Source organism: Paracoccus benzoatiresistens, assembly GCF_026913015.1.
Classification (GTDB): domain Bacteria; phylum Pseudomonadota; class Alphaproteobacteria; order Rhodobacterales; family Rhodobacteraceae; genus Paracoccus; species Paracoccus benzoatiresistens.
Genome location: NZ_JAPTYD010000041.1, coordinates 1 through 12,814 on the forward strand (window position 1 = coordinate 1; position 12,814 = coordinate 12,814).

Consider the following 12,814-nt stretch of genomic DNA (forward strand, 5'->3'; position numbering starts at 1 on the left):
CACCCGAAAGTGCCGAGCCGCCTGACGGTGCCCGTGACCTTCGTCCACGTAGCCGATGACCCGGCTACGAAGCTCTATTGGATGTGGCTTGCCCATCTGAAATCTCCATCTGCCTTAGCAGAAGAGAATCACGTCAGGCGCAGTCTGAAAATGCTGAATCTCAAAGTGCGCGATACGCTCTAGGCTCCCTTGGGATCAGACCTGCTGCGTGCTTCAGCCTTCCCACGGGGTCCTGAAGGATGAGCGACCTTTTCTGGCGGACAGCGGCAAAGGCCCTGTGTAACCGTTGGATGCTTTGGAAGTGAGCGGCTGTACGGCATCAGCCCTAGCGCAACCTTGAGCGGTGTTGGCCCGGATCAGTCCTGTTCTGGCCGTCACAGTCAATGAGCCCGGTGCTGGCACTGCGTCCAAGCCGGGGAACAACAGGGGTGGTCCATGAGCGAGGTCGGTTGGTCGTCCAGATGCTGAGCGGTAATCGAGGCCCTGGCCAACGAGGTATAATAGCAACCGATCCGCGCACCTTCTAATGTGGCCAGCACCCCTTCATGCGCCAGAAGCGCACCGGCGACGGTTTCGTTGACGGCCTCCGTCGGGCGGTTCAGGAACTTCTTGACCTTCATCCGCTCGGGCACTGCCGGGCGGTCAGCCTCGGGTCGGCGGCCCTGCGTCTCCTCGAAGACGTCCGAGGCAAGAATGGCGTAGGCTGTGTCGGCGACGCCAGGGTGGCCTGCACCTTGTCCATGCTGCCCGTGCCGCCGATCCGGAATGGCATGGTCTTCAGCTGCGGCAGTTTGATCCCGATGGTCTGACGGTGAGGCGAGCGGCCACCGGCTCGCCACGCGCCGGGATCCGTCGCACTGCGGCTACCCGTCCTGTGGGGCAGCCTGTCCTCGCAATAAAGCCACGCCGCCCAGAGCAGCGCATCCTTGGCAAAACGCAGGGAGATTGAGGAGGGCAGCGTTGGCAGCGCGTCCCGCCTGGAGGAGTCTTCGGCCTGATCGACCCCGCGACAGCGCCCGCGCTGGCAATCGCGCCCTTACTGGGATGCGAGTTGCACCGGCGCACCCTGGGCCGAGACCTCGACCACATCCGCCATGCCGGCGAAGGTGTAGAGCGTCTGCAACTCGCCCGGCATCGAGAACTGCACCTCGTCCCCGTCTTGCAACCGCATCACGACGCGCTGCGGCTCTTCGTTGCCGCGACCGCGGAACACGGCCGTCACCTCGTGGGCGCCATCGGGCAGATCGGTGCGATAGGCCACCATGTCGAATGCCCCGGTATGGAGGCTTGCAGCCTGAAGTGGCGCCGACAGGACTGCGACTTCAGCGAAGGCGGGAGCTGCAATGGCAAGGGAAGCAACCGCGGAAAGCAGGATTGTTTTCATGAACAGGTTCTTTCTTGGTAATGACGGACAGCCTCGGTGCGAAGGGAAAGCCGAATGGGTGCTGCGCCGCTGGGTGAATGGCCGGCAGGATGAAGGGTGCCATCAGCCGCTCGCGCGATCAGAGCGTTGCAGATGCACCCATGATGCGGCGGATTTCTCCGTCGCGGGTCAGCCCCTTGGCCGAGAGTTCGTGATCCGATCGCTGGCTGAGCCGGTGCAGGGCGCGCGCCTGCGAATGAGCTTCGGCCAGCAGGACCACGAAGCGACCGACAGCGCGGAGCGGGGCCCACAAGACGGCAGCCGACCAGCCCGAAGCATCATGGTAAGCAGAATTGACGGAAGCCATGTGGAAACTCCTTGCGAATGACAAAGTCGTTTCCTCCCTGCCCCCAAGATCGTTCTTCCGGCTGTCAATCGCAACGGCCGATGCTGCATGGCAGCATTGCGATCGGCACAAGCAGCAGCTTGCCTAGAGCGGCAGGCAGAACAGCCTGCCCTTGTCTTCAGGCAGTGCGATATGTCGCAGGTCAGCAGGCAAATGCCAGTATCTGCCCTTGGTTCACGCAAGTGTGTACGACCTGCGGGGCCACATAGCCCAAGGGACTACGAAACGCTGCCAGGCAGCCTGGCAAGTTGCGCTTCCGATCCTTCGCTTTCCCTATCCTCCGCCCGAAGATCTGAACTCGACCCGCGCTGAGCGTCCCTTTGCATCGACGACCGTCAAGGACGAAAACCCGAATGGTGCAGATAACTCGGCGGTTGGCCGGGCTGCTCCGACCACCACAGGGACACCGTTGAGCAGCCAGCTATAGGGAGGAGTGCCGCCTTTTGCCCGCACGACCAATGTGGGGCCGAGCAACTCGACCTTGGAACTATCGGGCGGAAACTGGATCGTCAGGGGTTCAGGCGCACGCACTGCCGGGCTGGGGCTGAGCAATTCACCTGGTGGCGCGAAGCGCCGGAGAGGACGGGGCAGCGCCGCGTTCGGAACCGTCAAAGCGGCCTTGGGCGGCGGCGGCAGCGGGACCGAGCGCGCGCCCAGCGCGTCGAACAGATCGAACAACACCGGCGCGGCGTAGTCGCCTCCGAAAGCGCCCATTACGGGCGTTCCATCCGGGCGGCCCATCCAGACGCCCGCGACAAAGCGCCCGTCGAAGCCGATTGCCAGCGCATCCCGGTGCCCATAGCTGGTGCCGGTCTTGTAGGCGACACGCCCCGCCGCGCGCCCGCCAGGCGGCATGATGCCTGCCAGCACGTTCGCGGTCTGCCAAGCCGCGACCGGGCCGAAGGCAGAGGGGCCCGGCTCCCTGGGAATGCCGGGGCGGTCATGCAGGCGCAACGACTGGCCGCCGCGCGCCAGCGTGGCATAACCCTGGACCATGTCGGCAAGGCTGACGCCCGCGCCGCCCAGCACGACGGCCAGCCCCGGCACGTCGCCTTGCACCGACAGCTCCATTCCGGCGCGACGGAAGCTGACCATGATGCGGGCAGGCCCCAGCGCCTCGGCCACGCGGACGACCGGCAGGTTCAGGGACTCCACCAGCGCCTGCCGGATCGTGACCGTGCCGCGAAAGCGGCTGTCGAAGTTCTGCGGCTGCCAGCGGCCGAAGGCGGCGGGGCGGTCCTCGATCAGGGTCTCAGAGTGGATCAGCCCCTCGTCGAAGCCCAAGGCATAGACAAAGGGCTTCAGCGTCGATCCGGGCGAGCGAAGCGCCCGTGTCATGTCCACGAAGCCGCCCGAGGCGCCGTCGGCGAATTGCGCTGTCCCGACCTGGGCCAGGATTTCGCCGCTGCCGTGATCGGCCAGCAGGATCGCGGCGGACACCTGGTCCGCCTGCCTGGCCACCGCCCGGGCCGCCAGGCGTTCGGCCGCGACCTGAAGACGGGCGTCGATGGTCGTCTCGATCCGCGATGCGCCGGGGTTTTCGCGGCGGAGCCGGTCAGCCAGCAAGGCTGCATGGGCCGGGAAGGACCGGCGGTATTCGGGCAGCGGCGTGGCGCGGGCGGTCTCGGCGGCCTCGGCATCGATGATCCTCAGGGACAGCGCGCGGTCGATCACGCGGTCGCGCTCGGCCTTCGCTGCCGCGCGGGCCTGTGGCAGGTCATGGCCCTCGACCTCGACATCCAAGGCGGGATCGGGCAGCTGCACGAACGGCCGCAAGTCGATGCCGCGCGTCAGGGGTTCCGAGAAACTGGCGCAGACCCGCGGCTGGGTGCCGTCGGGATCGGCGCGACTGCCTGTGACACGAAAGCCGTGACGCTCCTCGTAGCCCTCGCGTTCAGCGGCAAGGTCGCGGTCTGCCGGGTCAGCCCCGGCCGCCAGCCGGATCGCCTGCAGCGCGTCGCGGCCACGCCCCTCCTCCTCGGCCAGCCGCGCCCAGAGCCGCAGCATTTCGATGCCCGATCCAGGATCCCGCAGCCAGCCGTTCAGCGCCGCAAGCGCGGCCGAGCGGCGCCGATGGTCATCACGGTCGCTCCCGGGCTGCCCTGCGGCCTGATCCGTCGCCGTGGCAAGCGCGACCCAGTCCTCGGGCGTGTCGCTTGCCGCCACGGTCGCGCCCAGCCAGCGGATGCGCGTTTCCGCATCGGTCGCAGCTGCGGCAAGCGCCCGCAGAGCGGCCGCGTCGCTGCCGCTTTCGCCAGGATAGAGCGTTGCAAGCCGCCCCGCCTGCTCTGCCATTTGCCGCCGGTCCTCGGCGCTGATCCAGGGGGCGTCCGACAGCTTTTCGCCTGCCCGCGCCAGCACAGCCCCGTCCGTCCCGACCCTGATGCCGGACTGCGCGCTCACGAAAGAAACGGGCTCACCCGGCTGCGCCTTGAGAAAGCAGGCGCGCGAGCGGTGCACGCAAGCCTCCTGCCCGATCTGGCGGATCATCGACAGATCGTTGCCCGGCAGATCCGTGCCCGCCTGCAAGACAATGCGGGCGTCTGGCACAACATCTGACGCGGGGACCTGCGCCCCGGCGGCCCATCCCCACAAGAACAGCGCCGCCGCCGCAGGCAGATACCTGCCCTGTAATCCACCGCGAGCCATGCCTGCCCCCGTCCCTGTCGCTATTACACTGCCACAACTGGAGCTCGCCCGGCAATCGCGCAGCCGGGGGGCTCGTTCTGAACCCGGCAAAGATCATGGTTCCTTTTCTGCGCAGGGTTTCGCTGTCATGCGCAACGGGTACCGGAACTGAACCCTGTTCACCGGTGCTGGCGCCGAGGTCAGGCATTTCAGCAATCAGCATTGTCCTGGCGATCGGCCCGATCCCCGGGGATGAACCGGAGAGCACATGCTCTCCTTGTCATGGCGCATCTGTTCCGGCTTTCGGACGCAGCCTGGTCGTCCATCGGGCCGCATCTGCCGCGCGGCCTGCCTGGCAAACCGCGCCTGGCAGGGCGACGGATTACTCCGGGCATGCTCCCTGACCTGAAGACAGGGATGCCTCTTTGGCGTGATGTGCCGGACCCCTATGGTCCAGCTACCGGCTCCGGAGAAACTCGGAAAGACCCTGCGGGCCAGCCGGCGAGGCTCACTCCAGCATGCCCCAGCACCAACCTCTTGCTTGCGGTTCTTGAAGGCTGGACGGATCGCGGGCGGATGGTGACCTGAACGTGTCACCTGCCTTGACGAGCACGAGCTTTGCTGCCGGGCAATTCATCGTGCTGTCCGGGAAAATGTTTGCCGCAAGACCAGCGGCTCACCCCCGACCAGACAAGGAAAACAGGCAGTGGAGGTATGGGTGGCGGAGACGAAGGGATTCGAACCCTCGAGACGGTTTCCCGCCTGCACCCTTAGCAGGGGTGTGCCTTCGACCACTCGGCCACGTCTCCGCTGAGCGGTATAGGAGGCGAGAGCTAGGGAAACAAGGCCTTTTTTGTCAAAGCGCCCGTATCCTTCCGACAAGCTATTCTATCGTGTTTTCCTGGGACTCCAGGCGAACTGCACGTGCTTCGCAGGCTGGGTTTCGTGCAGCATGCTCCCCACGAGTTCCAGCTTCTTGCAATGCCGGCAAAACTTGTCGGATGCGATTCTGTTACAGGCCAGACTGGGAAGACCCAGGAGAACTCAACTGCAGTTGTATTGCAGGCCACGTTGCAGTTCAGATGAACGGCCTTCAGGCCGGGGCTGCAGCTTCGACATGGTTGCTCAGCGGTCCAGCCGGCATGAGTTGGAGGGACAGGAATCTGGCCTGCCTTTTGCCACACACGCTTGGAAAGGCTCAGCCCCTTGACCATGACCGATGGCGATCGATTTGCACGACTCAATCGCCTTCCCAAAGGCGACATCGACAAGGGAATGGTCGTCACGCGGTTCCAGCCACATCCCGCTTGAAGACCGGCAGAGCCCCAACAAGGATCCGTGGCGGTTCAGCCCTTGCGGCGGAAGGTGGCGTAATGGGGCACGCGGCCCTCGCGCAGGGCCTTCTGTTCGTACCGGGTGCTGATCCAGTCGTCCCAGGCGACAGGCGTTTCTGCCACCAGATCAAAGCCGGACAGAGGCACCTCCTCCAGCGTCTGGCGCATGTAGTCGGGAATGTCGGTCGCCACCCGGAACTCGGCGCCGGACTTCATCACGCGGGCCAGCGGAATCAGGTGTTCGGGCGTCACGAAGCGGCGACGGTGGTGGCGGGCCTTGGGCCAGGGATCGGGATAGTTCAGGAAGGCCCTGCTGAGCGAGGCGTCCGGCAGCACGTCCATCAGGTCGCGCGCGTCGCCCGGATGGACGCTGACATTGGTGACGCCGGCATTGCGGATCTTGCCCAGCAGCATGGCGACACCGTTGATGAAGGGCTCGCAGCCGATGATGCCGATACCAGGATAGCGGGCCGCCATGTGAACCATGTGCTCGCCCCCGCCGAAGCCCACCTCCAGCCAGATGGGCCGGTCGTCGCCGAAGATCGCCGCCGGGTCGATGGGGCGGCGTTCGGGATTGTCCTGCAGGGTGATGCCGCGCGGACGCAGGTCGCCCAGGTCCTCGGACAGATAGCCCTTCTGGCTTTGGCGCAGGGTCTTGCCGTGCCGCCGGCCATAGAAGTTGCGGCGCGGCGGGTTCGGATCGAAGGCGGATTTGGGTGTATCGGACATGGGGCGGGCATTGCACCGGCGCACAGGCCGGGTCAAGCCCGCGCCGCCTATTCCCCCATCAACCGGCTGATGATGACCGTAACCTCGGGCTTCTTGCCGATCTCTTCCATGGCGACCTGGCGGGTGATCCGGCGGATCGCCTCGTCCATCTTGGCGTCGTTGCGGACGACGCGGGCATCGGCGCCCTCCAGGAACTCGGCCAGTTCACCTTCGATATGGGCGCCCAGATCCTCGCCGCCGCGGGTGCGGCCGGGAAGGCCCATCAGCTCGACCCAGGCATCGGGCAGGACATTGTCGTCCTCGTCCACGATCACGCTGACCAGGGCATGGCCGTTCAGCGCCATGCGGATACGGTCGCGCGCAATGCCGTCCATCGCACCGATCAGGACGGTGCCGTCCAGGTAAAGCCGCCCGGTTTCCACCTGGTCCACGATCCGGGGCACGTCGCCCGTCAGATCCAGCATGGTGCCGTTGGTCGCGATCTCCGCCGCAATGCCCTTGCCGCGGGCCATCATCACGTGTTCGCGCAGGTGCAGGTGTTCGCCATGCATCGGGATCACGATCTCGGGCTTCAGCAGTTCGTGCAATGCCTCGATGTCCGGGCGGTTCGCATGGCCCGAGACGTGGTAAAGCCCGTCATCGGCGTCATAGACATCGACGCCGATCTCGCTCAGGGCGTTCATGATCCGCCCGACGGATCGTTCGTTGCCCGGAATGGTCTTGGAGCTGAACAGGAAGCTGTCGCCTTCCTTCAGTTGCAGGCCCAGATAGCGGCCCCGCGACAACTGCGCGCTGGCCGCGCGGCGTTCGCCCTGGCTGCCGGTCGCCAGCAGCATCACCTGCTTGCGGGGCAGGTTGGCCGCTTCCTCGGGGCCGATGGTTTCCGGGAAGTCGGTCAGAACGCCGGTTTCCAGCCCGACCGCAACCATCTTGCGCATGGCGCGACCCAGAAGGCAGACCTTGCGGCCGCCGGCGATGGCGGCTTCGGATAGCGTCTTGAGGCGTGCGATGTTGCTGGCAAAGGTTGTCGCCACCACCATGTTCTTCTGCGCCATCACCCATTCCAGGATGGGATTGGCCAGCACGGCCTCGGACCGGCCGGGATGGGTCGAGAAGATGTTGGTGCTGTCGCAGGCCAGGACCTTGATGCCCGTTCCCTCGGCCGCGATGCCGTGCCAGGCAATCGGATCGAAGGGATCGCCCACGACCGGGGTGCCGTCCAGCTTGAAGTCTCCGGTATGGACCACGCGGCCGGCCGGCGTGTCGATGATCAGCGCCGCGCTTTCGGGGATCGAGTGGCTGACCGGCACGAACTGCACGGTGAAGGGGCCGACCTGCGTCACCTCAGGGCGTGGGCCGGTGATGTTGACGACCGAAGGCGAATGGCCCGCCTCCTCCAGCTTCAGGCGGCACAGGGCGCCGGTGAACTGGCGGGCATAGATCGGCACGTTCAGCCGGCCATAAAGATGGCCCAGGGCACCCAGGTGATCCTCGTGCCCGTGGGTGATGAAGATCGCGTCCAGACGATTGCGGTTCTGCTCCAGCCAGGTCAGGTCGGGCATGATCAGGTCGATGCCCGGGCTTGAGTCCATGTCGCCGAAGCTGACGCCCAGATCGATCAGGATCAGGCGCTCGCGACCGGGCTGGCCATAGCCATAGACATAGGCGTTCATGCCGATTTCGCCCGCGCCGCCCAGCGGCAGATAGATCAGGCGCTCAGCCATTGCCCATCTCCTTGTTGTAATCGTGAATGAGCCGCAGCCCGTGCATCGTCAGATCGTCTTCGATCGCATCGAACAGGTCAAACCCTTGATCGAACAAGGGGGCAAGCCCCCCCGTCGCGATAACCTGCATGGGGCGATCCCGTTCCGCGCGAATCTTGCGCACGACACCGTCCACCAGCCCGATATAGCCCCAGAAGATGCCCGACTGGATGCAGGCCACCGTGTTGGTGCCGATCACCCTGGCGGGCATGGTGACATCGACGTGCGGCAGGCTGGCAGCGCCCATGTGCAGCGCCTCGAGGGACAGGTTCACGCCGGGCGCGATGACGCCGCCGATATAGGCCCCGTCCCCGTCCACCACGTCGAAGGTGGTCGCCGTGCCGAAATCCACCACGATCAGGTCCGGGCCGTGCCGGTCAAAGGCGCCGACGGTGTTGACCAGCCGGTCGGGCCCGACCACGGTGCCGCTGTCCACGCGCGGAGCAACCGGCAGCAGGCAGTCGGGCTTGCCCACGACCAGAGGGCGGGTGTCGAAATAGCGGCTGCACAACACACGCAGGTTGAAGACCACGCGCGGTGCGGTCGAGCTGATGATGCAGGCGTCGATGTCCAGGTTGAACTTCTGGCCCTCGATCAGGGTGGACAGCCAGACGAAATATTCGTCCGCCGTGCGCCGGTGATCGGTGGCAATGCGCCAATGCGCCAGGAACTTCTCGCCGTCCCAGATGGAGAAGACCGTGTTCGTGTTGCCGGTGTCTATGCACAGAAGCATGGGTCAGGACCTGGCGAAATACACATCGGCGGCGGGGATCACCTGCCTGCCGCGCGGCCCGGTCAGGACCAGGGCGCCGGTTTCGTCGATGCCATCGAAGCGGCCGGTTGTCTCGGTCGTGCCGCTGCGGGCGATGATCGTCTCGCCCAGCATGGCGGCACGCGCCAGCCAGGCGGCGCGGATCGGCGCAAAGCCGAAATCGCGCAGTTGCCGCTGCCAGTCGTCGAAGGCAACCGCCAGCGCGGACAGGAATTCGTCGGGGCTGACCGAAAGGCCCGTCTCGCCCTGCAGGCTGACGGGGCGGGTGGCGCCGGGCTCGACCACGGCGGCATCCGGGGCGGCGGCCAGGTTGACCCCGATGCCGATGACCAGCGCCTGGATCGAGCCGCCGGAACCCACGCTTTCCAGCAGGATCCCCGACAGCTTGCCGCCGTTCAGCAGCACGTCGTTCGGCCATTTCAGCGCGACGTTCAGCTGCGGCCCGCACAGCTGGCGCAGCGCGTCGTGCACGGCAAGCGCCGCGACAAAGGACAACCGGGCGGCATCGGCAGGCCCGCCTTCGGGACGCAGAACCAGAGAGGCCGCGAAATTGCCGGGCGGATCGGTCCATGCCCTGCCCCGCCGGCCACGGCCCGCCGTCTGGCGCCGAGCCATGATCCATGTCGGACCGACAAGGCTTGGCGCCATGCGCATCGCCTCGGCATTGGTGCTGTCAACGCTGTCCAGGACGTGGCGAGCCACGCCCTCGGGCCAGGGTGCCAGCGCGGCGCCATTACTCAACGGCAGGAGCCTCGCCCGAAACGTCGGGAAGAAGCGCCGCCTCGGCCGGCACCACGGTGGACGTGACCAGCGACTCGGCCGCGGTCGCGGCGGCGGTATCGACACCCCACATCGACACGGCGCCGATCAGCAGCAATGCCGCCGGAACGACCAGCGCCAGATACTGCACGGCGCCCATGCGGCTTTCGACGCCCTCGTTCTCGGCCCCGAAGAACATGTAGTAGACGATGCGGAGGTAATAGAATGCCCCGATAACCGAGGCGATGACGCCAAGGATCGCCAGCCAGGCCATGCCCGCCTGCACCGCAGCCGTCAGCACCCCGTATTTCGCGAAGAAGCCCAGGAAGGGCGGCACGCCGGCCAGGCTGAACATCAGGAACAGGACCGCAAAGCCCTTGACCGGCTCGAACTGAGCAAAGCGGTTGAGGCTTTCCAGGTCGGTGATCGGGCGACCGTCACGCTCCATCGACAGGATGAAGGCGAAGGTGCCGACATTCATCACCGCATAGATCGCCATGTACAGCAGCATCGACTGCACGCCATAGGCCGTGCCCGCGGCAAGGCCGACCAGCGCAAACCCCATATGCGCGATCGAGGAATAGGCCATCAGGCGCTTGACGTTGCGCTGCCCGATCCCCGCGATGGATCCCAGGAACATCGACATGACCGCAAGCGCCGCGATGATCTGGCCCCAATCTGCCGGCACATTGCCGAAGGCGTCGAACATCAGGCGCGCGATCAGCGCCATGGCCGCAACCTTGGGCGCGGTGGCGAAGAAAGCCGTCACCGGCGTCGGCGCGCCTTCGTAAACGTCGGGCGTCCACATGTGGAAGGGCACGGCCGAAACCTTGAAGGCCAGCCCCACCAGCAGGAAGACCAGACCGAACAGCAGGCCCAGGGACAGTTGCCCGCCCACGACCGTCTGCACGATGCCGCTGAAGCTGGTCGTGCCCGAGAAGCCATAGACCAGCGAGGCGCCATACAGCAGCATCCCCGAGGACAGCGAGCCCAGCACGAAATACTTCAGCCCCGCCTCGGACGATTTCACGCTGTCGCGGCGCATGGCGGCGGCGACATAGAGCGCGAGCGACTGAAGCTCCAGCCCCATATACAGCGACAGCAGGTCGCTGGCCGACACCATCAGCATCATGCCGATGGTCGCCAGCGTGATCAGGATCGGGAACTCGAAGCGCATCAGCTTGTTGCGCTCCATATAGTCGGCGCTCATCGCCAGGACGGCGGCGGCCGAGATCAGGATCGTGACCTTGGCGAAACGCGCAAAGGCATCGTCGGTGAACATGCCGAAGAAGGCCACCTGCGCCGGACGGTCGGCAAGGCCCACGTAAAGGCCGATCACCAGCAGCACGGCAACTGTCGCCCACAGGATCGGGCGCGCAATCGCGTCCTTGCCCAGATAGGCCCCCGCCATCAGCGCGCCAAGCGCATAGATCGCCAGCACAAGTTCCGGCAGGATGGTCGAGAAATCAAGCGCGGTCATCGTGCTTCCCTCAATGGCTGGCGTCGGCCGGGTCCGCCTGGGCGGTCACGGCCAGCCCGTCGCGTCCGTCATGCGGCAGGGCTTCGTTATAGTTGACCAGCAGCGCCTGCACGGCGGGGCCGGTGATATCGGTGACGGCACGCGGATAAACGCCCAGATACAGGGTCATGGCGATCAGCGGCATGAAGATCCACTTCTCGCGCGCGGTCATGTCGTTGATGGTCCGCAGGCTTTCCTTGACCAGCGCGCCAAGCGTGACTCGGCGATACAGGAACAGCGCATAGCATGCGGACAGGATGACGCCGGTCGTGGCGACGAAGGCGACCCAGGTATTGGCCTTGAAGGTGCCCATCAGCGTCAGGAACTCGCCCACGAAGCCCGAGGTGCCCGGCAGCCCGACGTTCGCCAGCGTGAAGAACATGAACACCAGCGCATAGACAGGCATCCGGTTGACCAGCCCGCCATAGGCATCGATCTCGCGCGTGTGCATCCGGTCGTAGATCACGCCGACGCAAAGGAACAGCGCGCCCGAGATGAAGCCGTGCGACAGCATCTGGAAGATCGCCCCGTCCACGCCCTGCCGGTTGGCGGCAAAGATCCCCATGGTGACAAAGCCCATGTGCGCGACCGAGGAATAGGCGATCAACTTCTTCATGTCTGTCTGCGCCAGCGCCACCAGCGAGGTATAGACGATGGCGATGGCCGACATCCAGAAGACCAGCGGTTGCAGCAGGTCGCTGGCGACCGGGAACATCGGCAGGCTGAAGCGCAGGAAGCCATAGCCTCCCATCTTCAGCAGCACGGCGGCCAGCACGACCGAACCGGCGGTCGGTGCCTGCACGTGCGCGTCGGGCAGCCAGGTATGAACGGGCCACATCGGCATCTTCACCGCGAAGCTTGCGAAGAAGGCCAGGAACAGCAGCGTCTGCATTCCGCCGACGACTGTGAAGCCCATCACCCGCATGGTTTCTGACGGAAAGTCATAGGCGAGCAGCTGCGCGATGTCGGTTGTCCCCGCCGTCCGCGCCATGGCGATCATCGCCACCAGCATCAGGACCGAGCCCAGGAAGGTGTAGAGGAAGAACTTGAACGTCGCATAGATGCGGTTCGCGCCACCCCAGATGCCGATGATCAGGAACATCGGGATCAGGCCCGCCTCGAAGAACAGGTAGAACAGGATCAGGTCCAGCGCCGTGAAGACGCCGATCATCAGCCCTTCCAGCACCAGGAAGGCGATCATGTATTCCTTGACGCGGGTCTTCACGTCCCAGGTGGACAGGATCGTCAGCGGCATCAGGAAGGTCGTCAGCATGACGAACAGGACCGAGATGCCATCAACGCCCATCTTGTAGCGCAGGCCCATGATCCAGGGGTGATCCTCGACGAACTGGAAGCCGGTATCCGCCGGATCGAAGCCCGCCAGCACAAAAAGCGAGATCAGGAAGGTCGCCGTCGTGGCGATCAGCGCCAGCCACTTGGCATTGCGCTGCGCGGCCTCGTCCTCGCCCCGCAGGAACAGGGCCAGGATCCCCGCCGCCACGATGGGCAGGAAGGTGATGATCGAAAGAAGGTTCGTCATG

11 protein-coding genes and 1 tRNA gene are annotated in these 12,814 nt (G+C 65.5%); 2 read left to right on the plus strand and 10 right to left on the minus strand.

All coding sequences use genetic code 11. The features are described from left to right. Positions 1-183: hypothetical protein (locus OU682_RS18100; protein ID WP_268943608.1), on the plus strand; the 183-nt coding region annotated here is incomplete at its 5' end. 362 nt (positions 184-545) lie between these two features. Beyond that, positions 546-809, plus strand: a complete 264-nt coding sequence (locus OU682_RS18105) for a hypothetical protein (RefSeq protein WP_268943609.1) — start codon at positions 546-548, stop codon at positions 807-809. Between the two features lie 227 nt (positions 810-1,036). On the opposite strand, the gene OU682_RS18110 is transcribed toward OU682_RS18105, so the two are convergent. The 10 genes from OU682_RS18110 to OU682_RS18155 form a co-directional block, all read right to left on the minus strand. Next, positions 1,037-1,384, minus strand: coding sequence for a hypothetical protein (locus OU682_RS18110; protein ID WP_268943610.1), 348 nt, complete (start codon positions 1,382-1,384; stop codon positions 1,037-1,039). 118 nt (positions 1,385-1,502) lie between these two features. Beyond that, a complete protein-coding gene (locus tag OU682_RS18115; protein ID WP_268943611.1) occupies positions 1,503-1,730 on the minus strand; it encodes a hypothetical protein in 228 nt (75 codons plus the stop codon). Between the two features lie 312 nt (positions 1,731-2,042). Continuing rightward, positions 2,043-4,418, minus strand: a complete 2,376-nt coding sequence (locus tag OU682_RS18120) for a penicillin-binding transpeptidase domain-containing protein (RefSeq protein ID WP_268943612.1) — start codon at positions 4,416-4,418, stop codon at positions 2,043-2,045. Positions 4,419-5,116: 698 nt separating this feature from the next. After that, positions 5,117-5,206 (minus strand) — tRNA-Ser (locus tag OU682_RS18125). 537 nt (positions 5,207-5,743) lie between these two features. After that, the gene (gene trmB / locus OU682_RS18130) at positions 5,744-6,460 is read right to left on the minus strand and encodes a tRNA (guanine(46)-N(7))-methyltransferase TrmB (protein ID WP_268943613.1); all 717 of its coding nucleotides are present in this window, start codon (positions 6,458-6,460) and stop codon (positions 5,744-5,746) included. Positions 6,461-6,507: 47 nt separating this feature from the next. After that, the gene (locus OU682_RS18135; RefSeq protein WP_268943614.1) at positions 6,508-8,184 is read right to left on the minus strand and encodes a ribonuclease J; all 1,677 of its coding nucleotides are present in this window, start codon (positions 8,182-8,184) and stop codon (positions 6,508-6,510) included. Further along, on the minus strand, positions 8,177-8,956 hold the full coding sequence (locus tag OU682_RS18140; protein ID WP_268943615.1) for a type III pantothenate kinase: 780 nt from the start codon (positions 8,954-8,956) through the stop codon (positions 8,177-8,179). The genes OU682_RS18135 and OU682_RS18140 overlap by 8 nt, the downstream gene beginning before the upstream one ends. 3 nt (positions 8,957-8,959) lie before the next feature. After that, positions 8,960-9,718: a biotin--[acetyl-CoA-carboxylase] ligase gene (locus tag OU682_RS18145; RefSeq protein ID WP_268943639.1), complete on the minus strand. Its 759-nt coding sequence runs from the start codon at positions 9,716-9,718 to the stop codon at positions 8,960-8,962. A 10-nt stretch (positions 9,719-9,728) separates the two neighbouring features. Further along, positions 9,729-11,234, minus strand: coding sequence for an NADH-quinone oxidoreductase subunit NuoN (gene nuoN, locus OU682_RS18150; RefSeq protein WP_268943616.1), 1,506 nt, complete (start codon positions 11,232-11,234; stop codon positions 9,729-9,731). Positions 11,235-11,244: 10 nt separating this feature from the next. Then, positions 11,245-12,813, minus strand: a complete 1,569-nt coding sequence (locus OU682_RS18155; protein ID WP_268943617.1) for an NADH-quinone oxidoreductase subunit M — start codon at positions 12,811-12,813, stop codon at positions 11,245-11,247. Position 12,814: the final 1 nt, after the last annotated feature.